Origin of the sequence: Macrococcoides bohemicum, assembly GCF_016865215.1 — a bacterium.
GTDB lineage: Bacteria > Bacillota > Bacilli > Staphylococcales > Staphylococcaceae > Macrococcoides > Macrococcoides bohemicum.
The window spans coordinates 1676022-1700762 of the sequence record NZ_CP054482.1 but is presented as its reverse complement, the minus strand read 5'-3'; the positions used below and the strand labels follow the sequence as shown (position 1 = coordinate 1700762).

22 protein-coding genes are annotated in these 24741 nt (G+C 34.9%); 17 read left to right on the top strand and 5 right to left on the bottom strand.

Features of this window, described 5'->3' with window-relative positions; translation table 11 throughout:
- The first annotated feature begins 87 nt into the window (after nt 1-87).
- The 5 genes from sppA (at nt 88) to HT586_RS08765 (ending at nt 4540) form a co-directional block, all read left to right on the top strand.
- Complete coding sequence (sppA, locus tag HT586_RS08785; RefSeq protein ID WP_096076154.1) at nt 88-1101, top strand: signal peptide peptidase SppA; 1014 nt, start codon at nt 88-90, stop codon at nt 1099-1101.
- Nucleotides 1102-1110: 9 nt separating this feature from the next.
- Nucleotides 1111-1701, top strand: coding sequence for an RDD family protein (locus tag HT586_RS08780; RefSeq protein ID WP_188017625.1), 591 nt, complete (start codon nt 1111-1113; stop codon nt 1699-1701).
- Nucleotides 1702-1777: 76 nt separating this feature from the next.
- Nucleotides 1778-2275, top strand: a complete 498-nt coding sequence (tpx, locus tag HT586_RS08775) for a thiol peroxidase (RefSeq protein WP_096076156.1) — start codon at nt 1778-1780, stop codon at nt 2273-2275.
- 60 nt (nt 2276-2335) lie between these two features.
- Complete coding sequence (locus HT586_RS08770; protein WP_198337212.1) at nt 2336-3265, top strand: class I SAM-dependent methyltransferase; 930 nt, start codon at nt 2336-2338, stop codon at nt 3263-3265.
- Nucleotides 3266-3340: 75 nt separating this feature from the next.
- On the top strand, nt 3341-4540 hold the full coding sequence (locus HT586_RS08765; RefSeq protein WP_096076157.1) for an acetate kinase: 1200 nt from the start codon (nt 3341-3343) through the stop codon (nt 4538-4540).
- 299 nt (nt 4541-4839) lie between these two features.
- Here the strand turns inward: HT586_RS08765 and HT586_RS08760 are convergent, their stop codons facing one another.
- Nucleotides 4840-5337: a universal stress protein gene (locus HT586_RS08760; RefSeq protein WP_203545615.1), complete on the bottom strand. Its 498-nt coding sequence runs from the start codon at nt 5335-5337 to the stop codon at nt 4840-4842.
- Between the two features lie 208 nt (nt 5338-5545).
- Between HT586_RS08760 and ald the strand changes: the two genes are divergently transcribed.
- The gene (gene ald, locus HT586_RS08755; protein ID WP_203545614.1) at nt 5546-6661 is read left to right on the top strand and encodes an alanine dehydrogenase; all 1116 of its coding nucleotides are present in this window, start codon (nt 5546-5548) and stop codon (nt 6659-6661) included.
- 50 nt (nt 6662-6711) lie between these two features.
- On the opposite strand, the gene HT586_RS08750 is transcribed toward ald, so the two are convergent.
- On the bottom strand, nt 6712-7344 hold the full coding sequence (locus tag HT586_RS08750; protein ID WP_203545613.1) for a copper homeostasis protein CutC: 633 nt from the start codon (nt 7342-7344) through the stop codon (nt 6712-6714).
- Nucleotides 7341-8411 (bottom strand): M24 family metallopeptidase, encoded by a 1071-nt coding sequence (locus HT586_RS08745; RefSeq protein WP_203545612.1) that lies wholly within the window; start codon nt 8409-8411, stop codon nt 7341-7343. The genes HT586_RS08750 and HT586_RS08745 overlap by 4 nt, the downstream gene beginning before the upstream one ends.
- 138 nt (nt 8412-8549) lie before the next feature.
- Between HT586_RS08745 and HT586_RS08740 the strand changes: the two genes are divergently transcribed.
- Both HT586_RS08740 and HT586_RS08735 read left to right on the top strand, forming a co-directional pair.
- Nucleotides 8550-9233, top strand: a complete 684-nt coding sequence (locus HT586_RS08740) for a metal-dependent hydrolase (protein ID WP_188017629.1) — start codon at nt 8550-8552, stop codon at nt 9231-9233.
- Between the two features lie 31 nt (nt 9234-9264).
- Nucleotides 9265-10566, top strand: coding sequence for a DRTGG domain-containing protein (locus HT586_RS08735; RefSeq protein WP_203545611.1), 1302 nt, complete (start codon nt 9265-9267; stop codon nt 10564-10566).
- Nucleotides 10567-10614: 48 nt separating this feature from the next.
- Here HT586_RS08735 and HT586_RS08730 read toward each other — a convergent pair whose 3' ends face one another.
- Nucleotides 10615-10968, bottom strand: a complete 354-nt coding sequence (locus HT586_RS08730; RefSeq protein WP_133353443.1) for a YtpI family protein — start codon at nt 10966-10968, stop codon at nt 10615-10617.
- A 72-nt stretch (nt 10969-11040) separates the two neighbouring features.
- Here HT586_RS08730 and HT586_RS08725 point away from each other — a divergent pair, with 72 nt between their 5' ends.
- The 7 genes from HT586_RS08725 (at nt 11041) to pyk (ending at nt 20501) form a co-directional block, all read left to right on the top strand.
- A complete protein-coding gene (locus HT586_RS08725; RefSeq protein ID WP_111744663.1) occupies nt 11041-11985 on the top strand; it encodes a DHH family phosphoesterase in 945 nt (314 codons plus the stop codon).
- A gap of 18 nt (nt 11986-12003) precedes the next feature.
- On the top strand, nt 12004-15153 hold the full coding sequence (locus HT586_RS08720) for a DNA polymerase III subunit alpha (protein WP_203545610.1): 3150 nt from the start codon (nt 12004-12006) through the stop codon (nt 15151-15153).
- An 87-nt stretch (nt 15154-15240) separates the two neighbouring features.
- Nucleotides 15241-15684, top strand: a complete 444-nt coding sequence (locus HT586_RS08715) for a FadR/GntR family transcriptional regulator (protein WP_096076167.1) — start codon at nt 15241-15243, stop codon at nt 15682-15684.
- Between the two features lie 5 nt (nt 15685-15689).
- Nucleotides 15690-16544 (top strand): acetyl-CoA carboxylase, carboxyltransferase subunit beta, encoded by an 855-nt coding sequence (gene accD / locus HT586_RS08710; RefSeq protein ID WP_096078069.1) that lies wholly within the window; start codon nt 15690-15692, stop codon nt 16542-16544.
- Between the two features lie 2 nt (nt 16545-16546).
- Nucleotides 16547-17491, top strand: a complete 945-nt coding sequence (accA, locus tag HT586_RS08705; RefSeq protein ID WP_096076168.1) for an acetyl-CoA carboxylase carboxyl transferase subunit alpha — start codon at nt 16547-16549, stop codon at nt 17489-17491.
- A 207-nt stretch (nt 17492-17698) separates the two neighbouring features.
- Nucleotides 17699-18658, top strand: coding sequence for a 6-phosphofructokinase (gene pfkA / locus HT586_RS08700; RefSeq protein ID WP_203545609.1), 960 nt, complete (start codon nt 17699-17701; stop codon nt 18656-18658).
- A gap of 82 nt (nt 18659-18740) precedes the next feature.
- Nucleotides 18741-20501: a pyruvate kinase gene (pyk, locus tag HT586_RS08695; protein ID WP_203545608.1), complete on the top strand. Its 1761-nt coding sequence runs from the start codon at nt 18741-18743 to the stop codon at nt 20499-20501.
- Between the two features lie 80 nt (nt 20502-20581).
- Here the strand turns inward: pyk and HT586_RS08690 are convergent, their stop codons facing one another.
- Nucleotides 20582-22000 (bottom strand): amino acid permease, encoded by a 1419-nt coding sequence (locus HT586_RS08690; protein WP_203545607.1) that lies wholly within the window; start codon nt 21998-22000, stop codon nt 20582-20584.
- Nucleotides 22001-22263: 263 nt separating this feature from the next.
- Here HT586_RS08690 and HT586_RS08685 point away from each other — a divergent pair, with 263 nt between their 5' ends.
- Both HT586_RS08685 and icd read left to right on the top strand, forming a co-directional pair.
- Nucleotides 22264-23382 carry a citrate synthase gene (locus HT586_RS08685; RefSeq protein ID WP_203545606.1) on the top strand — a complete coding sequence of 373 codons (1119 nt, stop codon included), beginning with the start codon at nt 22264-22266 and terminating at the stop codon, nt 23380-23382.
- 61 nt (nt 23383-23443) lie between these two features.
- On the top strand, nt 23444-24712 hold the full coding sequence (gene icd / locus HT586_RS08680; protein ID WP_096076173.1) for an NADP-dependent isocitrate dehydrogenase: 1269 nt from the start codon (nt 23444-23446) through the stop codon (nt 24710-24712).
- Nucleotides 24713-24741: the final 29 nt, after the last annotated feature.

Below are 24741 nucleotides of genomic sequence, written 5' to 3'. Positions count from 1 at the left end.
TAAAATTACCTTAAAAGCGCATGGATATTCTTCTTCGATATCAATAATCTGTTATGATTAAGTAGAATAAAAATATTGGAGGATGAATTGATGAGTAAAAGAGTTATTGCAATGATTATTGCGGCAGTTTTATTTATTTTAGGAACGTCTGTAAGTTTTTTTACAAGTGCTGTAACAACGAATTTTTCGAAATCATTTGAAGAAGCTACAAATATGAAAAATGATGAACTAAGTACTACGGTACTTGAAGGTACAGATGGAGCTAACCAAATTGCACGTGTTGAAGTAGACGGTGTAATCCAGGATACTGGAGTTCCAGGATTATTTGATGAAGCAGGATACAACCATACGAAGACATTACAGACTTTAGAACAAATTAAAGACGATGACAATATTAAAGGTCTGATGCTTGTAGTGAACTCTCCAGGTGGTGGGGTATATGAAAGCGCTGAAATTCATGATGCTATCAAAGCAATAAAAAAATCTGGTAAAAAAGTATATGTAACGATGAAAAATATGGCTGCTTCTGGTGGATATTATATTTCTGCACCAGCTGATAAAATTTATGCTTCAAGTGAAACCATTACAGGATCTCTTGGTGTAATCATGCAATCTATGAATTATAAAGAATTAGCTGATAAATATGGTGTTAAATTTAATACGATTAAAAGTGGGCCGCATAAAGATATTATGAGTCCGACAAAAGAGATGGATGAAGAAGAGCGCAAGATTTTACAGAGCTTTGTAGATGAAAGCTATAATGCATTCGTAAAAGTGATCAGTGAGGGGCGTCATATTGATACAGCACAAGTGAAAAAAATAGCTGATGGCCGTATTTACTCAGGATTACAAGCTAAGAAACTAAATTTAATTGATGAAATTGGTATGGAAAAAGATGCATTAAAAGCGATGAAAGAAGATTTGAAAGCAAAGAATGCTGAAGTGATCGAGTTTAATGCGGATGATTCATTTTTCGGTAAAGATTTCTTTGCAGCGAATACATTCGTTAAACAACTGATGGGACAAAGTGATGTTGATCGTGTTCAACAAATTCTGTCAAAACGTCAAGGTTTAGAGCCAATGTATCTATATGGGGAGTAGGTGAGAAAAATGACAGAACATTTTAACGAAAGTAATACAGTCCGTCAATATTCTCCAATCGATAATGGTCAATATGTAAGCGAAAGAGCTAGCGGTACATATAGTCATAAGCGTAAACTTGAAGATGAAATTTTAGCGTTGACCCATGCAGGGTTCGGCATTCGTTTAATTGCGTATATTATTGATCTTATTCTCATTTCTTGTATTAAAGGGATTATCATTGGACCAATCGTTGGATTAGGTGGGTTACATGATACTTATTTTGGTATAAGACTGTTCTCAGTGGAAAATATTTTAAGTGCGATCATTTATTTCAGCTATTTTATATTGATGACTTATTGCTTTAGAGCAACTTTAGGTAAGATGATACTACGTCTTAAAGTGTTAAGTTTGAAGGAGGAAAAACTTTCGATCGGTACAGTGCTTACAAGAGAATTATTCGGTCGTTATATTAGTAATTTCTTTTGGTCACTGCTTTATCTTGTTGTATTATTCAATCCTAAAAAACGTGGAATACACGATATACTGAGTGATACATTTGTTGTAAGAGAAGACAAGGATCCAATCAGACAATTTATATTAAATGAAGGCATCCATTAAAATAATGCTTATAGTTTTATAATTTGTGCTGTTCATGGTAAATTATTAAGTGAATAACACTTAAGGAGGAAGACAAATGACTCAAGTAACTTTTAAAAATAACCCGGTAACATTATTAGGTGAGCAAGTAACTGTAGGTACAGCAGCACCTGATTTTTCAGTATTAGATACAGATTTAAATGTTAAGACATTAGCTGACTTTGAAGGAAAGAAAAAATTAATTTCAGTTATCCCTTCGATTGATACTGGTGTATGTGAACAACAAACACGTAAATTCAATGAAGAAGCAAGTAGCATTGATAATGCAGTTGTAATCACTATCTCAGCTGACTTACCATTTGCACAAAAAAAATGGTGTGCAGCTAACGGTTTAGATAACGTTGTTACTTTAAGTGACCATAAAGATTTATCATTCGGTACAAACTACGGTGTAGTAATGGAAGAATTACGTTTATTAGCTCGCTCTGTGTTCGTACTAAACGATGTTAATGAAGTAGTTTACACTGAAATCGTTTCAGAAGGAACAAATCATCCGGATTATGATAAAGCTATCGAAGCTTTAAAATCAATCTAATTTACAATAATAATGCATAAATGCTGCCCCGAGTGGGCAGTTTTTATTTGAAAGGAAATAATGATGATAGAAGAATTATTTAAACTTGTAGACGATAAAGCTAAAGCATTTCAGAAAGAAAATGGACACAGTTTCATTGAGAATTTAGGTCTGGCACTTGAAGATATTTATATGAATGAACGTGATACTTTAGAACGTAGTACGGTAATAGACCGCCGTAAAGCATTTCAGTTCAGCTATTTAAGCATGTTAAAAGAAGAGATGATTCAACCAAATCATCAGATGACACCAGACAGTATCGGTTATTTGGTGGCATATGTGATTCGATTATTTATGCAGGATAGTAAAGAAATTAAGATGCTTGATCTGACAAGTGGTACTGGACACCTATCAGCCACAATACATGAACAAAATCCTGAAACGACATTTGATCACGTATTAGTAGAAGTAGATCCAGTATTATCTAGATTAAGTGTACACTTAGCGAACTTTTTAGAAGTGCCGATGGATGTTTTCCCGCAAGATGCCATCATGCCTTTACCAGAAGGTGATTTCGATATAGCAGTAGGAGATTTTCCAATTGGTTATTACCCGGTTGATGAACGTAGTCACGAAATGAAGCTTGGCTTTAAAGAAGGACATAGTTATAGCCACCATCTTCTAATTGAACAAGCGATTGCTTCATTAAAACCAGGGGGTCTTGCATTTTTAATCGTTCCGAGCATGTTATTTGAAGGAGATAAAGTAGGACAGCTCCAAAAATTCATTGCTACAGAAACAGTTATGCAGGCATTTTTAAATTTTCCTACTAGTCTATTTAAATCAGAAAATTTGCGCAAAAGTCTGTTAGTACTAGAGAATAAAAAGGTAACAGATTCAAAGCCGGTAGAAGTTTTGTTGGCTAATATTCCTGATTTTAAAGATGAAAGAAAAATGAAAGCCTTTTTAGACGAACTTGATACATGGTATTCAGAAAATCGTAATAAATAATTGCTGTATTATTGTTGCTTTAAACCTGTATTAATGATTAAATAAAAGTGTTAAAATTTATTTAGGAGGATTTTCATGAAGAAAATTATGGCAATCAATGCCGGTAGCTCGTCTTTAAAATTCCAATTATTCGAAATGCCATCAGAAAAAGTATTAACTAAAGGTTTAGTAGAAAGAATCGGATTGAAAAATTCAGTATTCACATTGACAGTTGATGGTGAAAAACGTACAAGAACTTTAGATATTAAAGACCATGAAGAAGCGGTTGATATGATGTTAGCACGCATGATTCATTACGGTATTATTAAAAGTGTTGATGAATTAGATGGAACAGGACATCGTGTTGTTCAAGGTGGAGATTTATTTCCAACTTCAGCATTAGTGAATCGTGACGTTGAAGAAAAAATCGCAAAGTTAATCGAACTTGCGCCACTACACAATGCAGCTAACTTAATGGGTATTCAGGCTTTCAGAAGAATGTTACCGGATATTCCACACGTTGCAGTATTTGATACTTCTTTCCACTCAACAATGCCTGAAACAGCATTCTTATATAGCTTGCCATACCAGTATTATAAAGCACATAAAGTACGTAAATATGGTGCGCATGGTACAAGTCATAAATATGTAGCACAACGTGCAGCAGAAATGATGGATAGAAACCATGAAGAAGGTTTAAAGATTATCTCTTGTCATATTGGTAATGGTGGATCAATTACAGCAGTAAAAGATGGTAAATCTGTAGATACTTCTATGGGCTTCACACCACTTGCTGGTATTACGATGGGTACACGTACAGGTGATATTGACGTTGCTACCATTCCTTATTTAATGGAAAAATTGCATAAATCTGCTGAAGAATTATTGAATGTATATAATAAAGAGTCAGGTGTATTAGGTATTACAGGTATTTCAAGTGATATGCGTGATATTGAAATCGCAGCTGAGAATAACGAAGGACGCGCTCAACTTGCATTGGATATCTATGTCGATAGAATTCAAAAATATATCGGTCAATATGCAGCAGTAATGGGTGGAGTTGACGGTATCTTATTTACAGCAGGTGTAGGTGAGAACTCTGATACAATCCGTGCAGCAGTATGTGAAAAATTAGAATTCTTAGGTGTTAAAGTAGACCCTGAGAAAAATAATGGATTACGTGGTAAAGAAGCAATTATCTCAACAGATGATTCTCGTGTAACTGTAATGGTTATTCCTACAGATGAAGAAGTAATGATCGCTCGTGACGTTATGGAATTCGGGGATTTAGGATAATAAATTCATGATGCTACCTATTCATATTGAATAGGTAGTTTTTTTATTGTGGAAGAGTTAGCTGTACGGTAAGCGGTAGTAAATTAAAAATACAACCGTTTCCGTACATCCGTTTATCATATACCCCAACAAAAATAGAGCTAAAATGACGATGATCATTTTAGCTCTATTTATTAAGGAGAATAGTTATCAGAGTTTCTTGTATTTTCTCTGTAAATCAACGATTGCACAATAGAAGCAAGTTGCAATTCCTAAAATAATTGCAATTTCCTTTTTACACACCTCCGCATTGATCTATTTTATTTGTTCTGATCCATAAATTCCTTCGTAGCTACTTCAGGTTCAAAATTATCCGGCATTGTTTCAGTTCTTACAACTAACACATCACATTCAGCATGACGCACAATTGCTTCTGAAACTGATCCGATGATGAATCGTTCAACTGCATTTAATCCTGTTGAACCACACATGATAAGGTCAGCATTTAATTTCTGAGCAATTTTCTTAGGAATAATCGTTTTTGGAGATCCGTACTCAATTAAAGTTTCAACGTTGTTTACACCGCGAGACTCGGCAACTTTCTTGTAACCATCTAATAATGATTCAGCAAACTGTGTTGCACGTTCCGAAATAGAACGGTCGTATGCTTCAACACTCGCATAACTTCTAGTATCGATCACATTGATGATGTGAAGCGTGGCATCATTACGTTTAGCAACTTCTACTGCTTTATTAAATGCCCATTCAGCTTCGCTTGATCCGTCGACTGCAATTAAGATATTTTTATATACTAACATGATTTTCCCTCCATTTTTTATATATTGCGAATCTTTTCTATACTTTAATTATATCACTAATTATGGAAAAAGTATGTGACACGGTCGTTAAAAAATCATTTATATTGATTTAAATATAATTTAAAACAAAAGGGTTTGCGTTTTAGCATCAAAGTGCTAATATGGTGATGTAAGCGTTATTATCTATAAATTAAGGGGATGAATTTTAATGATTATCGGAATTCCAAAAGAGATTAAAAACAACGAGAACCGTGTAGGTTTAACACCAGCTGGGGTACATGCTTTAGTTGAGAATGGACATACTGTACGCGTTGAAGCAAGTGCTGGTATGGGGTCTTATTTCACTGACGAGGATTATAAAGAAGCGGGTGCTGAAATCGTTTCTGTTGAGCAAGCATGGGATACAGATATGGTGATTAAGGTAAAAGAACCATTATCAGCAGAGTTTGGATATTTTAAAGAAGGATTAATCTTATTTACTTACTTACATTTAGCACCTGAAGTCGAACTGACAAAAGCGTTATTAGAGAAGAAAGTGGTTGGTATTGCTTATGAGACAGTACAATTACCTACAGGTGGACTTCCATTATTATCTCCAATGAGTGAAGTTGCTGGACGTATGGCGACTCAAATTGGTGCGCAATTCCTACAAAAAACAAATGGTGGAAAAGGGATTTTATTAGCAGGTGTTCCTGGTGTTGAAAAAGGTAAAGTGACTATCATTGGTGGTGGACAAGCTGGAACTAATGCAGCGAAAATGGCTGTAGGTTTAGGAGCAGATGTTACAATCCTGGATTTATCTCCAGTAAGATTACAACAATTAGATGATCTATTTGGTAGTCAGGTTCAAACATTAATGTCTACACCTTTAAATATTGCAGAATCAGTTAAAAACAGTGATTTAGTTATCGGTGCTGTATTAATTCCTGGTGCTAAAGCGCCTAAATTAGTAACTGAAGAAATGATTAAATCAATGAGCCCAGGTTCAGTAGTCATTGATATTGCGATTGACCAAGGTGGAATCTTTGAAACTTCAGATCGTATTACGACACATGATGACCCAACGTTTATTAAACACGATGTTGTTCATTACTCAGTAGCAAATATGCCTGGAGCAGTACCTCGTACTTCAACGATGGCGTTATCGAATGCTACGATTCCTTATGCATTACAAATTGCAAATAAAGGCTATAAACAAGCAGCTTTAGATAATGAAGCAATCTTAAAAGGTTTCAATACTTTAGATGGTAATGTTACATTCAGAGCTGTAGCTGATGATCAAGGTTTAGAATATGTTGATGCAAAATCGTTATTAGAGAATTAATTTAATGGTGTAAGTAGAAGAGGAGTGCGTCATCGCACTCCTCTTAATTTTTATACAATTTTTGTACCATGGACTTCCTGAAATGGAATAAGTTCAAGTAAATCATTTAAATTATCTTTATGTAATCCGCCACCAGGCATGATTTCTATATTTCCTTTTGAATGTCTTAATAGTCGTCCTAATTGATTAACATTATCAAGTATTGGCGATGATTTATCTTCGCTACCATGTGTTAATATACGTTTGAAATTCATATGAATTAAAGCATCCATTGCTTTTAATTGTTGTCTTAATGGAATCTGATCAAATGCCATATGCATTACACAAGGTACATTCAGCGCTGCCTTTCTTAAATCATGCATTGTAAGTGTATCCAGAGCATCATCATTTGTTAATGCACCAAAGACGAATGCATCAACGTTAAATGATTGTAATGCAATAATATCTTCTCGCATTACTTCTTTTTCAAATAAGTTATAGGTATAATCACCACCACGTGGACGTATCATTACTGCTACTTCAATATTTAGTGGATGACAATATTCTATAGCGAGCTTTACAAGTCCGAAACTAGGTGTTGTACCACCGACAAACAGATTATCACAAAGTTCAATGCGATTTGCACCATGGTTGGCCGCATAGATAATTTCGTCAAATGTTTCTACGACCGCTTCTTTAATCATTTTTCATACCTAGTCAATACTTCATAACCATCTTCAGTCACTAAAATATCATCTTCCACACGTGCGCCTATCTCACCATGTAAATAAATACCAGGTTCAATTGTAAAACACATCCCTGGTTTCAATGTATCATCATTTGCAGAAGAAATATCTGGAAATTCATGCACAGTAATACCTAAGCCATGCCCTAAACGATGAGGGAACGCGTCGCCATATCCTTTTTCGGTAATATAGTCGCGTGCGAGTGCATCGATTTCACTAATTTTAACACCAGGTTTAACACCTTCTATTGCACGTTGATTTGCTTCAGTAACAATCGCATGAATCTCCTGGTGAAATGCGGGTGGATTTCCAAAAGCAATTGTTCTTGTAATATCTGAGCAGTAACCATTATAAATAACACCTAAATCAAATAGTACATACTCATCATTTTTTAGCTCACGTTTACCTGGTGTACCGTGAGGACTTGCTGCGTGGTCGCCGAAAAGTACAGTCGTATTGAAACTCATACCGCTGATTCCTTCAATTTTTAAAATTTCTGATTCTAAATGTTGTGCCACTTCTTTTTCTGTAATACCTTCTTTTAAATGTAAAACGCCGATTTGCAATGCTTTATCAGCAAATTGTGCAGCACTTTTTAGAATTTCAATTTCATCTGCTGTTTTAATATTACGCATATCTTTGATGATTTGATCTATTGCAATTAATTGCGCAGCTTTAAAATTCTGAAATAAAGCTTTTTCACGCTTAACTGTAACATGTTCTTCTTCAATATATAGCTTTGCGTTATCCGGGAAGTTAGTATTTTGCTTCGCCACTAAAAATGCATCTTCAGTATCAGAGTAACCATATGCAGTAAGATTTGATGCTTTCTGAGCGTCTTCGACTTCCATATTTGGAACAACAAGTAGAGCATTGTCCTGAGTTACATATAAAGCAGTAAGGCGTTCATGTGGATCTGATAAGAATCCACTGAAGTAATTAATGTTATCTGGTGTCGTAATCCATGCATATTCAATAGATTGTGAATGCATCATTTGCTGTAAATTTTTTAATGTTTGTTTCATAATTATGCTCCTTCTGTTTTGAATACCTCTAGTTTATGAAAGATAAGGAAAATATTCAATCAATAGCGTCTTACAATCTTTTTAAAACATTCACTAATAATGTATAATGAACTTAATAAATAGGGAGAGGTGCTAAATATGGATGTATATTTTCATGGACAATCTTGTGTTGCTTTTGAAAGTAATGGAAAAAAGGTTTTAGTAGATCCTTTTATTACAGGTAATAAATTATCAGATTTAGATGCTTCAACTGTTCAGGCAGATTATATTTTATTAACACATGGTCATGGTGATCACATTGGTGATACTGTTGAGATTGCTAAAAGAACAAATGCAACAGTCGTTGCAACACCAGAAATTGTTTCTTATCTAGGTGGGCAAGGGATTGAAAATGCACATCCGATGAATATCGGTGGAAAATGGAAATTTGATTTCGGTACTGTAAAGTATGTACAAGCATTTCACAGTAATTCATTATACGATGACGAAGGAAATATTATTTATTTCGGTATGCCATGCGGACTTATCATTGAAGTAGAAGGCAAGACGATTTATCATGCAGGAGATACTGGATTATTCTCAGATATGAAACTTATCGCAGAACGCCATCCCGTAGACTTATGCTTTATACCGATTGGTGATAACTTTACGATGGGTATCGATGATGCAGCGTATGCGATCAACACATTTATAAATCCGAAATTAACTGTGCCAATTCATTACAACACATTCCCTTACATTGAAGTGGATCCAAATGAGTTTAGAGCACAGGTTAAAAGTCCAGTAGAAATTCTTGACGCAGGACAATCAGTAACACTTTAAGCATTAAAAGTTATGGAAACTAGGTGGCAAATTGACAAAACATGAACAAATCATCGAACATATATCAGGTCTTGCAGTAGGAAGTAAAATTTCGGTTAGACAGATTGCAAAAGATCTTAATGTGTCAGAAGGTACAGCATATCGCGCAATAAAAGAAGCTGAGAATAATGGAATCGTTTCAACGATAGAACGTGTTGGAACTGTTCGAATCGAAAAGAAAACGAGAAACTCAATTGACCGGCTGACTTTTGCTGAAATTGTTAATATTATAGATGGACAAGTACTAGGTGGCAGAAGTGGTCTGCACAAATCGCTGACGAAATTTGCAATCGGTGCAATGGAAGTTGAAGAAGTCAGTAAGTATATCGGAGAAAATACACTGCTAATTGTAGGTAATCGAATCGAAGTTCAGAAGCTCGCGTTAAGCAAAGGCTCAGCAGTTTTAATTACAGGCGGTTTCGATACTGCTGAAGAAGTTAAGAATTTATCTGATCAATTAGGGCTACCGATCATTTCTTCTAATTTTGATACATTTGCGGTCGCCAATATGATTAACCGTGCGATTTATGATCAATTGATCAAGAAAGAAGTGCTGACTGCACAAGATATTTTAATTAAATTAGCTGAAACACGTTACTTAAAGGAAAATGATTCAATCAGCGATTGGCATGCATTATCAGAAAGCTCTAAACATACGCGTTTTCCAGTGTTAGATGCAAACAATAAATTAAGCGGTATGGTGACAAGTAAAGATATCTTTAATCAAAATCCTTCTGAAAAGATTAAGAAGGTTATGACTAAGTCACCGGCTACTGTTAACTTGAATACGACTGTCGCAAGTTGTGCACATATTATGATCTGGGAAAGTATCGAATTGTTGCCAGTTGTATCGCGTTATAATAACTTAATCGGTGTTGTTTCTAGAGAAGATGTGTTAAAAGCAATGCAATCAGCAGACAGACAGCCACATATGGGCGATACATTTAATGATCAGATATTAAAGAAGATGAAGTTTAATAATGATCAAATTTCAATACAGATTACTCCTCAAATGTCTAATCAGTATGGTAGTTTAAGTAAATCTGTTTTTCTTGCAATTATTGAGGAATCAGTTAAATTTCATATGAAAAAGTTAATTCGTGGAGATGTACTGATTGATAGTATCAATATCTTTTTCATTCGTACAGTCCAGATAGATTCCATTCTGGATGTTGAAGTTAAGTTGCTGGATATTGGACGTAAGTTTGCAAAGATTGAAATTGCTATTATGCAGAATAATAATGCGGTTGCAAAAGCAATGACAATTCTTCAGGTGATTGAACATTATTACTAATCAAAAAAGATTGAGGCACAAGCCTCAATCTCTTTTTAATCATGATGATTATCTTCTGTTTTGCTGTTTTTTACGCAATGCTTCCCATGCTGCATCTTCTTCACCAAAGTGACTTTCAAAATATTTTTTAGCCTTTATTGCATATTGATAATTATAAATTGCATAAGCAATAAGTAATGCGCAGATGATATAAGTAAATGTATTTGGGAATAGTAATATTTGATTACATGCAAAAGCAAACATGAAGATTGAAAAACATTGACGTGCACGTGCTCTATACCAGGCACGACGTACATCTTTTACTTCTCTAAAATATTTCGCGATATTATACACCGTGAAAATAAAAGAGAAGATCATCACTGTAACAGTGATCATGATAATATAAGGGAAAATTGTTTCCATCTTTAAACCTCCAGTCTTAAAGATTATAGCATATCTTTAACACCTGTAAATCTATCAAACAAAGGAGAAATTATGAATAAAAATGAAATAGGTGCATTGATTGAAAAAATTAATGCTTACGACACGATAATAATATTTAGACATGTACGTCCAGATCCAGATGCATTAGGTTCTCAACTAGGATTTAAATATGCAATACAGAAGCTATTTCCGAATAAACATGTGTATGCAGTAGGAAGTTCAGTTGACAATTTAAGCTTTATTGGTGAAATGGACGAAATAAATGACGAGATATTTACCGACGCACTTGGTTTAGTGTTAGATACGGCAAATGCACCACGCATTGATGACGAGCGCTATAAAATGTGTAAATCAATCATAAAGATAGATCACCATCCGCCGGTTGACCAATATGGGGAAATAAATGTCGTTAATACGGATAGTTCGTCTACAAGCGAAATAATCTATGAAATTCTGTTAAATATCGGTTACGGTACAGATTTAATTACGCGAGAAATTGCGCGCTGTCTTTATATCGGTATCGTAGGTGATACAGGTCGTTTCTTATTTAATAATACGACGAGCAAAACAATGGCTATTGCTTCAGAACTATTGAAATACGATATTGATCATACGCAGATGATTAATCAAATGCAGCAACGCGATTTAACTTCAATTCGATTTCAGGGATATGTGTTGCAACATTTTAAATTTGAGGATGGCGTAGGGTATATATTCATTACGAAGGAAATTTTAGAACAATTTAATATATCTGCCAGTGCAGCATCTTTATTTGTTAATAGTCTTGCAGACACACAAGGCATTAAAGCATGGGCGTTTGCTATTGATGAAACAAGTGAAATACGTGTTCGTCTTCGCAGTAAAGATGTAGTTATTAACACACTTGCAGCAGAATATAATGGTGGTGGTCATCCATTGGCGAGTGGCGCATCAGTATATAGTGTTGAGGAATTAGAAAGATTAATAGCGCAATTAAAAGCATTGGTGAATGCTTAATAAAATGAGGTGAATAACTTGGTTGTACATTTAAATATCCATACATCATATGATCTGCTACATTCAACGGTAAAAATTAATGATTTGATTGATAGTGTCAAGTCACATGGACAAAACGCAGTTGCAATTACTGACTTAAATGTATTATTTGGTGTACAGTCATTTTATTCTGCTTGCAAAGATGCCGGTATTAAACCGATTATTGGTATGGAAATTATCCTGACGGACGGAATTGAAGATTGTTATACAGTTTTATTAGCCAAAAATAATGAGGGTTTCAAAAACCTGATGCAGTTGTCTTCACGTATTCAACTGAAAAAACTACAAAAAATATCAACTGATGTACTGCGTCAATATACTGACCAGTTAATTGTTATCTATAAACAATTAGATGCCAATCAGCAACATTTTGTCATTGATGAAGCCGATTATTATGTCAGTCACGATAGTACAATTGAAGCTAGACGTGTATATATCGATGATGTGCGATACTTATCGCCAGAGGGTATTGTAGATTTAAGCATCTTAAACGCAATTGATGATAATAAAAAGATACCGCTAGAGACAATTCAATTAAAGTCTGGAACACAATATATTAAATCAGATGAAATATTATTAGATTTTGGTATTTCTGAAAATGACATCCAGGCGACAGAGCAAATCGCTAAATCATGTAATGTTATACTAGAAAAGTCGACACATCTGCCAAAATATCCAGTACCAAATGATTTAACAAGTGATGCATATCTATTTGAACTTTTACAAAAGCAAAAAGTAAAGTTTCCACAGTTTGATAATATTTATGAAGAACGATTAATGTATGAATATAAAGTCATTCAAAGCATGGGATTTTCTGATTACTTTTTAATTGTTAGTGATCTCATACATTTTGCGAAGACACATGACATATTGGTAGGCCCAGGTCGTGGATCATCGAGTGGTTCGCTTGTTAGTTATGTGCTTGGTATCACTACAATTGATCCGATAGAGCATGATTTACTTTTTGAGCGTTTTTTAAATCCGGAACGTGTAACGATGCCGGATATTGATATTGACTTTGAAGATAAAGAGCGCGATAAAGTAATTGAATACGTCATTAAGAAATATGGTGCATTCAATGTAAGTGGTATCGTGACATTTGGTCATCTGTCTATGAAAGCAGTGATGCGTGACGTTGGACGCATACTGCAGTTTTCAGAAAGTGAGTTAAAAGAAGCAAGTTCAATATTAAGTAATAAAAGCTTTAATAATTTAATCGATGCATATGAAGATGATGCATTCTCAAGCTTTATTGATTACAATGACCGACGCAAAAAATGGTATCAGATTGCAAGGTCGCTGGAAGGTTTACCACGTCATACATCGACACATGCTGCAGGTATTATCATTCATGACCAGTTACTTACAGATTATGTACCTTTATTGATGGGTGAAGAATACCCACTAACCCAATGGAATATGACAGAAGTAGAAGCGGTTGGATTACTTAAAATCGATTTTCTTGGTTTACGTAATTTAACGATTATACATAATATACTACGTTCTATTAAAGCACAATATGGTAAGACGATAAATATTGAACAAATCCCGATGGATGATATAAAAGTTTACGAGCAGTTATCCAGTGGAGATTCAATGGGAATATTCCAATTAGAATCAGACGGAATACGGAATGTGTTAAAACGATTAAAACCAGAAAATTTCAATGACATTGTTGCAGTTTTAAGTCTTTATCGTCCTGGTCCGATGGAACAAATACCGTTATATATTGAAAGACGTCATAATCAGCAAACAGTTCACTTACCTCATGGTGATTTAGAGGATATTCTATCACCTACTTATGGTGTAATCATCTATCAGGAGCAAATTATGCAGATTGCAAATCGATTTGCTGGATTCAGTTTAGGTGAGGCGGATATTTTAAGACGTGCTATGAGTAAGAAGAACCATCAGACATTACTGGCTGAACAGGAGCATTTTGTATCAGGTAGCATGAAGAATGGTTATTCAAAACAAGATGCGATGGCGATTTATGAATTAATCTTAAAGTTTGCTAATTATGGATTCAATAAAGCACATGCTGTCGCGTATGCAAAAATATCATATATTATGATGTATTTTAAAGTGCATTTCCCAAATATATTTTATGCCGCGACACTCAGTAATCAAATTGGTGTTGAGCATAAAACAAAAGAAATTATCGCTGAAGTAAAATCAAGAATGATCAATATATATCCCGCTGATATTAATCAGGCTGGTTGGTATTACAAAGCGCAAAAGACAGGTATTATGATGTCACTCGGTATGATTAAGGGAGTAGGATACAGAAGTGTGGTTGAAATTGTTGAAGAAAGAAAAAAAGGACCGTTTAAAGATATATATGACTTTTGTGCCAGAATTCCGAAACGCGTTAAATCTAAAGCATTGCTGGAAGCATTGATACATGTTGGTGCTTTTGATCGATTTGAGCAAAATCGTGCAACTTTGCTTGCTTCACTTGATGCGATTCTTGATGTTGAGAAAGAAGCTTTTGGTGAAATGAACTTTCTTGAGTCTTTAGGACTCAATAAGAAGAAAATCTATCATTATCATGAAGAGATGTCGGATGATCAAAAGGCTAGTTATGAGCTTGAGTATCTTGGTTTCTTTATTTCCAGACATCCAATCGAAGCATTGTTTAATGAACTACAGTTTTTACCCCTATATCGTATGAGTCAGAAGGTAAATGACCAATATATCTTACTCTGGATTGAAGGATTAAGAAGAATTAGAACAAAAAAAGGTCAACCAATGGCATTTGTACAAGCGATGGATGGTATTCAGCAGATGAATCTTGTCGTTTTTCCCACAGCATTCCATCAATACGAGACATTGATTCAAACCAATAAGCCACTTATTGTAAAAGGGAAATTTGATGATAAGAAAGATAATCAAATCATTGTAAACGAAGTAATTAAAGTCGATGAATTTATTAAAAATATTCACTTGAATGCGAAGCAATTATATGTGAGAGTCCCTGTTCAAAATACAGAACAAATCAATAAACAAGGTGATATTGAAGTGATTCAATTTGAACAGAACGAAATGCAACCGATAGGTTTTATTCAAAGAGACAAACTAGATGACTTTATGTCTCGATACGATAAAGCAGATATTCGTTTAATTTAACATTTCAAATCATTTTAATATATGGTATAGTATTCCTTAGTGGTCTGACCACTAAGGTTTTTTTATTGATGAGAAGGGGGAAAAACCTTGAATCCAATACCAAACAAAGGATTTAATGCAGTAATTACTGCAATTAATGAAATTATAAAAACTAAAAATTTAACTGCTGGCGATAAACTACCTTCTGAACGTTATTTGAGTGAAAATCTTAATATTAGCAGGTCAAGTGTTCGTGAAGCACTCCGAGCTTTAGAAATGCTTGGCGTGATTGAAACAAGACGCGGTGAAGGTACTTATTTAACAGAAATGGATAATAATCAATTTATTGAAATGATAGCAGGCTATGTTGTTACAACTGAAACACAGCAAGATGAAATTACTGATTTTATACATATGATAGAATCAATCGTGAATGTTGACAGTACAAATGTACAGCATTTAAAAGATGCGATTGAAACGCGTAATACTATCATGTTTCGTGTTTGGAAATTATTGAAGCAGTTTGAAAAGACATATGATGTAGAGGGGTAATGGATATGTTCAAAGATATATTTAAGCGCAATAAGAAAAAAAAATATGTAGCTGTACAGAACATGAAAGATACAGAAGTTCCTGAAGGTATCATGGTCAAGTGTCCTAAATGTAAGAAGATTATGTATACAAAAGAATTAAGTACAAATCTAAATGTTTGTTTTCATTGTGATCATCACATGGCATTAAGTGCATATGAACGCATTGAAGCCGTTACTGATAAGGATAGTTTTGAAGAATTTGATGCCGTGATTGCTTCTCAAAATCCTCTTTCATTTCCAAATTATGCTGAGAAGTTAGAAAGCGATAAAGAAAAGACTGGTTTAAATGAAGCGGTTGTAACCGGTGTCGGTAAAATAGATGGAAATCAATTCGGTATCTGTGTGATGGATTCCAGATTTAGAATGGGGTCTATGGGGACAGTAGTCGGCGAAAAAATAAGCAGAGTAATCGACTACTGCACTGATCATGAACTTCCATTTGTTATCTTTACTGCTAGCGGAGGTGCACGTATGCAGGAAGGGATTCTATCTCTGATGCAAATGGCTAAAACAAGTGTAGCGATAGAAAGACATAGCGAAAAAGGACTCTTGTTTATTTCTTATATGACACATCCGACAACTGGCGGAGTTTCTGCTAGCTTTGCTTCTGTAGGAGATATTAATTTAGCTGAACCAGAAGCGTTAATTGGCTTTGCAGGTAGACGTATTATTGAACAGACAATCAATGAGAAACTACCAGACGACTTTCAAACAGCTGAGTTCCTGCTTGAACATGGACAACTGGATAAAGTAGTACATCGTAAAGCAATGAAAGAAACGTTAAGTAAACTCATCGCGATGCATACGAAAGGAGTATAACTATGGCGCTTGAATTTGAAAAACCGTTAATCGAACTTGATAGAAAAATTGAAGAATTAAAGAAATATATGGCTTCAGAAGGTGTAGACTTAAGTGATGAAGTTAAAACATTACAGATTTCTAGGGAAGAAAAATTTAATGAAATCTATGATAACCTTACACCATGGCAGCGTGTTCAAATTGCACGACTTACAGAACGTCCAACAACACTGGACTACATTCATTATTTGTTCGAAGATTTTATTGAATTGCATGGTGACCGCAACTTTAGAGATGATCCGGCAATCATTGGTGGTGTAGCACGATATAAAGGGAAACCTGTCACAGTAATAGGACATCAACGCGGCAAAGATACAAAAGATAATATATATAGAAATTTTGGAATGGCACATCCGGAAGGTTATCGTAAAGCGCTGAGATTAATGAAGCAGGCTGATAAATTTAATCGCCCTATAATATTATTTATTGATACGAAAGGTGCTTATCCTGGTAAAGCTGCAGAAGAACGAGGGCAAAGTGAATCGATTGCCAGAAACTTAGTTGAAATGGCGGGTCTTTCAGTACCGGTTATCTCGATTGTTATTGGAGAAGGCGGTAGTGGCGGTGCTTTAGGTTTAGGGATATGTAATCGATTATTAATGCTTGAAAACTCAACGTATTCTGTTATCTCGCCAGAAGGTGCTGCAGCATTGTTATGGAAGGATAGTAGTTTAGCACAGCTCGCTGCAGAAAGTATGAGAATTACGGGACCAGACTTACTGGAACTTAATATTGTAGATGAACTGATTACAGAAGTTAAAGGTGGCGCACATTTAAATATAGCTGCTCAAAGTGAACATATTGATATTTCTATTGAAAAACATTTAAATGAGTTAATGCAATTAGATAAACAGGCATTAAAAAATCAGCGTTATGATAAATTCAGAAAAATTGGTAGTGCAATGTAAATTTACATGTCAGTAAATGATGCGATGTAAATAATTAAAAAACAATGAGAACGCTTAAAAAGAAACCCCTAGATGATTATTCTAACGGGTTTTTAATTTGTTAAAGATAAAACGTTTACATCTGTTATAATACATGATTTTAATGGATATAAATATTGGATTGTGTTAATTTAAAGGTATCAATAGACAAAAGGTGAGGATAATACTATGAAAAAGATAGCAGTATTAACAAGTGGTGGGGATGCACCAGGTATGAACGCTGCTGTGCGTGCAGTTGTACGTAAAGCGATGTACCATGATATTGAAGTTTATGGGGTTTATCAAGGGTATCAAGGTTTAGTGAATAATAATATACATAAGATGGAACGTGGTACTGTAGGAGATAAAATTCAACGTGGTGGTACGTTCTTGCAGTCAGCGCGTTGCCCTGAGTTTAAAGATCCAGAAGTGCGAAAAAAGGGTATTGATAATTTAAAACAGCTAGGTATTGAAGGATTAGTTGTGGTTGGGGGAGATGGTAGTTATCGAGGTGCGCAACGTCTGAATGAAGAAGGTATTAAGACGATTGGTATCCCGGGTACAATCGATAATGATATCAATGGTACTGATTTTACAATCGGTTTCGATACAGCATTAAATACAATTATAGAAGCAATTGATAAGATTCGTGACACTGCGTCAAGTCATGAACGTACATTCATTGTTGAAGTAATGGGACGAGACGCAGGAGACCTTGCTTTATGGTCAGGACTTGCTGGTGGAGCTGAGACAGTATTAGTTCCAGAACATAAGAAAGATATTAAAGAAATTGCAGATAAAATACAACAAGGTATTGAACGTGGTAAGAAACACTCGATCATTGTTGTTGCTGAGGGTGTAATGAGTGGTCACGAATGTGGTGAACAGCTTAAGAAGTATATTAATGTTGATACGCGTATTTCTGTATTAGGACATATGCAACGAGGTGGATCTCCATCAGGATTAGATAGAGTATTAGCAAGCAGACTAGGTGGCTATGCTGTAGAATTATTAATGAATGATGAAACAGGGTTAGCTGTTGGTATTCTGAATAATAAATTATCAAAGACGTCATTTGATGATTTATTCTCTGCAACGCATACTTTAGATGAACAAATGTATGCACTATCAAATGAATTATCAATTTAATATAATTGTTGAATGAATACTGAATAGAATTAACTTTCTTAATTGAATAGTATAAAAAAAAAGTTACCGGAGGCTCATAAACATGAGAAAAACTAAAATTGTATGTACGATAGGACCAGCATCAGAATCGCCAGAAATGTTAGAGAAATTAATGAATGCTGGAATGAACGTAGCACGTTTAAACTTCTCACATGGTAGTCATGAAGAACATAAAGCACGCATTGATACGATTCGTAAAGTGGCTAAAAAATTAGATAAAACTGTAGCGATTCTTTTAGATACTAAAGGCCCTGAAATTCGTACACATAACATGGAAAATGATAAGATTGAATTAGTTAAAGGTTCTACAGTATCAATTAATATGAAAGAAGTATTAGGAACGCCAGCAGAATTTTCTGTGACATATGAAGATCTAATTAACGATATTCATGTTGGTTCAACGATTCTTTTGGACGATGGGTTAATCGAACTAACAGTTAAAGATATTAAGCATGAAGAAGGCAGAATTATCTGTGATGTTATCAATGCGGGGGAATTAAAGAATAAAAAAGGTGTTAATTTGCCGGGTGTTAAAGTGAATTTACCAGGTATTACGGATAAAGATGCGCAGGATATCATATTCGGTATCGAACAACGTGTTGACTTTATCGCAGCATCTTTCGTTCGTCGTGCAAGTGACGTTTTAGAAATACGTAAAATTTTAGAGGATAGAAATTGCGATTTCATTAATATCATTCCTAAAATTGAGAATGAAGAAGGTATTGAAAATATTGATCAGATTTTAGAAGTTTCAGATGGATTAATGGTTGCTCGTGGAGATATGGGTGTTGAAATTCCGGCAGAAGAAGTACCATTAGTGCAAAAAGATTTGATTCAAAAATGTAACATTATGGGTAAACCAGTAATTACAGCGACGCAAATGTTGGATTCAATGCAACGTAACCCACGTTGTACACGTGCAGAAGCAAGTGACGTGGCAAACGCGATTTATGACGGAACAGATGCTGTCATGTTATCAGGAGAGACTGCTGCGGGCTTATATCCTGAAGAGTCAGTTAAAACGATGCATAATATTGCATTTGCAGCTGAAGAAGCTCAGGATTATAAGCGTTTATTATCTGACAGAACGAAATTAAATCAAGCGTCAATGGTTAATGCTATTGGTGTTTCTGTTGCACATACTGCTTTAAATTTAGATGTTCAAACAATTGTTGCTGCAACTGAAAGTGGAACGACAGCACAAACAATTTCAAAATATCGTCCACATTCTAACATTATTGCTGTAACACCTTATGAAGAAACTGCGCGTCATATGGCACTTGTTTGGGGTGTTATTCCAATGATTAAGAAAGGAAAATCAACGACAGACGGATTATTAGATAAAGCGGTTCAGGCAGCAATAGAAGTAGGAACTGTTGAAAATGGTGATTTAATTATTATCACTGCTGGTATCCCTACTGGTGAAGCTGGTACAACGAACTTAATGAAGATCCATTTAATTGGAGACGTCATTGCAGCAGGACAAGGTATTGGACGTAATGCTACAGTTGGTAAAGTATTAGCTGTTAGATCTGCAGAAGAATTAGCAGATAAAGACTTATCTGATAAAGTCATTGTAGCACCATCTACAGATGCTGACATGGTTCCTTACATTGAAAAAGCTTTAGCGATTGTAACTGAAGAAGGTGGCTTAACGTCTCATGCAGCAGTTGTTGGATTAACGTTAGGGAAACCAACGATTGTGGGCGTTGCAGACGTAATGGAAAAACTAGAAACTGGTACATTAGTAACTGTAGATGCAGAGCACAACAAAGTTTATGTTGGACATGCAAAAGTAAATTAATTGCTATATATAGATGAATTTGATTATAAAAACAAGAAGCACAGGATTAATGTCCTGTGCTTCTTGTTATTTATTATTTATTATTTATTATCATAATTATGTGGATCAAAACTTCCTTTTTTAAATCCACCTTGTGCAGCATACATAATTGCTAACAATACAAACCACAATGGTGATACGAATAATCCCATTCTTGTATCTTCAGCCATAAACAATAGAGCGAACATAAATACGAAGAATAAAAGAATTGCGATAGCAGAAATTTTACCGCCTGGTAATTTGTAAAGACTTGACTGATGTAACTGTGGTCTACGTTTTAAGTAAACAAGATATGCTGAAAGAATGATAGACCATACAACGATAAAGAATACTGTTGCAACAGTCGTTACTAATGTAAATACTGCGTTTGCATTAGGCATAAAGTAATTCAGTAATACTGATAATAATAACAACACACTTGAGAGTACTACTGCGTTGGCTGGTACACCGGCTTTATTCGTACGTTGGAAGAAACTATCGTTTCCTTTTGAATAGTTCTTACTTAAACCGAATAACATACGACTGTTAGAGAAGATACCACTGTTACAAGACGATGCAGCAGAAGTAATCACTACAAAGTTGATTAAGCTCGCTGCAAATCCAATGCCAATTAACCCGAAGAACTTAACGAAAGGACTTTCGTTTGGATCGATTTTATCCCAGGGCGTGATACTCATTATGATGATTAAAGAACCGATATAGAATAACACGATACGCATCGGCACACTGTTAATTGCTCTTGGTAATGTTTTTTCAGGATCTTGTGCTTCACCAGCTGTTACACCGATTAACTCAATCCCTACAAAACTGAATATTGCCATCTGGAAGCTTAATAAGAATCCGTTTGTTCCATTTGGGAAGAATCCACCATGTGACCAAAGATTTGTTATCGTTGCTACTCCAAAGTTTGTTTTAAATCCGATGACTATAAGTACGATTCCTGTAATGATTAATGCAACGATTGTAATAACTTTAATCAATGCAAACCAGAATTCTAATTCTCCAAATAGTTTAGCTGTCAGTAAGTTTAAGAACATTAATACAAGGATACATAAAAGTGATGATAACCATGTCGGAAAGTCCGGCCACCAGAACTGCACATACTTAGCGATGGCTGTTACTTCAGCCATCCCTGTAACTACCCAGCAGAACCAATATGTCCAACCGGTAATATAACCTACAAAGTCTCCTAGATAATCACGTGCAATATCAGTAAACGAATGATAGTTTGTATTAGATAATAATAATTCTCCTAGTGCTCTCATAAACAAGAATAAAAAGAGTCCGATAATTAAATAAGTAAATAAGATTGATGGACCCGCCAGATTGATTGATTTCCCTGCTCCTAAGAAGAGTCCGGTACCAATTGCGCCCCCAATCGCAATCAGTTGAATGTGTCGATTTGACAACGAACGTTGTAAATCGTTTCGTTCCTCGATATTATGCTGATGATTTGCCATACTAATCCCCATTTCATTTTTAGTATCTATATTATCTTATTAAAAACTGAAAATCACAAACATTTTTTAAACTATTCTTAATGTTTTTAAGAATTAATTAAATGATAAAATAAAAATTTAAATATAAGTAAAAGTTATCACGTAAGATAAAAATTTTCTAAGTTCCTAATTCATTCACAAATGTGAGGACATTAGATATAATTGAGTTGTGAAAGCCATTACATTTGGCATAACAAAAATTATGATGCAAAGGGGAGTCAAAAATGGCAGAATTAGTGAAGGGCCTTGAAGGTATTGTTGCTTCAAACACTAAAGTAAGTTCAATTATCGGTGATCAACTTACTTATGCAGGATATGAAATAGATGATTTAACAGAAAATGCACAATTTGAAGAAGTTGTCTTCTTATTATGGAACTTCCGTTTACCGAATGCGGAAGAATTGGCTGATTTTAGGAAGCAATTATTTGAAAATATGACTTTACACCCAAGAATGTACAGTCATTTTGAAGATTATGCAGCAGATCATGTTCATCCTATGACAGGATTACGCACTTCTTTATCTTATTTAGCACATTTTGATCCACGTGCTGACGAATTTAATGAAGATGCTCATATGAACAAAGCGATTCGTATTCAGGCTAAAGTAGCGTCACTTGTAGCAGCATTCGCTCGTGTTCGTCAAGGGAAAGAAGTAGTGAAACCGAAAGAAGACTTAAGTTATGCAGCTAACTTCTTGTATATGTTGTTTGGTGAAGAACCAACAGCTGTACAAGAAGAAGGTTTCAATAAAGCGTTAATTCTTCATGCAGATCATGAATTAAACGCATCTACATTCACTGCACGTGTTGCTGTTTCTACATTATCTGATATGTATTCTGGTGTAGTCGCTGCAGCTGGCGCATTAAAAGGGCCATTACACGGTGGTGCTAATGAACAGGTTATGAAAATGTTGAATGAAATTGGTTCATTGGATAATGTGGATAGCTATGTAGCAGATAAGATTGCTAAAAAAGAGAAAATTATGGGCTTTGGTCACCGTGTCTACAAAAATGGAGATCCACGTGCTAAATACTTAAAAGAAATGTCTAGAAGAATTACTGATGAGACTGGTCAAAAAGAATTATTTGATATGTCTGTGCGTATTGCGGATATTTTAAAAGAAGAAAAAGGTTTATTACCGAATGTTGATTTTTATTCAGCAACAGTTTATCACTCAATGGGTATTGAACATGATTTATTTACACCAATCTTTGCAGTATCTCGTACTTCTGGCTGGATTGCGCATATTTTAGAGCAATATAGTGATAACAGAATTATTCGTCCACGTGCAACTTATGTTGGTGAAGTTGGTCGAAAATATGTTCCAGTTGAAGAAAGATAATATGATTAAAAATTTTAATATAAGGTAAACTAAAGTTAGAAATACTAATAATGGAGGCATAATAAAAATGGCTGAAAAAATTACGAATAATAATGGTGTTTTAAACGTTCCAAATAATCCAATCGTTCCTTTTATAATCGGAGATGGAACAGGGCCGGATATTTGGAATGCTGCTGTTCGCGTGTTAGATGCTGCTGTAGAAAAAGCATATAATGGTGAGAAAAAAATCGAGTGGAAAGAAGTTTTAGCAGGACAAAAAGCATTCGATAACACAGGAGAATGGTTGCCACAAGAAACTTTAGATACAATAGAAGAATACTTAATAGCGATAAAAGGACCATTAACTACACCTATCGGTGGAGGTATCCGTTCTTTAAACGTAGCTTTACGTCAGGAATTAGATTTATTCGTATGTCTTCGTCCAGTCCGTTACTTTGACGGAGTTCCTTCACCAGTTAAGCGTCCTGAAGATACTGATATGGTTATCTTCCGTGAAAATACTGAAGATATTTATGCAGGTATTGAGTATAAAGAAGGATCAGACGAGGTTAAGAAGGTTATTGAATTCTTGCAAAATGAAATGGGTGCTAAAAATATCCGTTTCCCGGAAACTTCAGGTATTGGTATTAAACCAGTTTCTAAAGAGGGTACTGAACGTTTAGTACGAGCAGCATTAAACTATGCGCTAGAGCAAGGTCGTAAGTCATTAACATTAGTACACAAAGGGAATATCATGAAATTTACTGAAGGTGCCTTCAAACAATGGGGTTATGATTTAGCTGAACGTGAATTTGGTGATAAAGTATTTACATGGAATCAATACGACAAAATTAAAGCTGAACAAGGTGCAGAAGCTGCAGATAAAGCTCAAAATGAAGCGATTGCCGCCGGAAAATTATTGGTGAAAGATTCAATCGCTGATATATTCTTACAGCAAATTTTAACGCGTCCTGCTGAGTTTGATGTTGTTGCAACAATGAACTTAAACGGTGATTATATTAGTGATGCATTAGCAGCACAAGTAGGTGGTATCGGGATTGCACCAGGTGCAAACATCAACTACGAAACAGGACACGCAATCTTTGAAGCAACACACGGCACTGCACCAAAATATGCTGGATTAGATAAAGTAAATCCGTCTTCTGTTATTTTAAGTGGTGTATTAATGTTAGATCATTTAGGATGGAAAGAAGCTGGAGAATTAATCACAAAAGCGATGGAAAAATCAATAGCTTCTAAAGTCGTAACATATGATTTTGCACGTTTAATGGATGGTGCAACTGAAGTGAAATGTTCTGAGTTTGCTGACGAATTAATCAAAAATATGTAATTAGAAAAGTAGTCTAACTTTTAAGGATA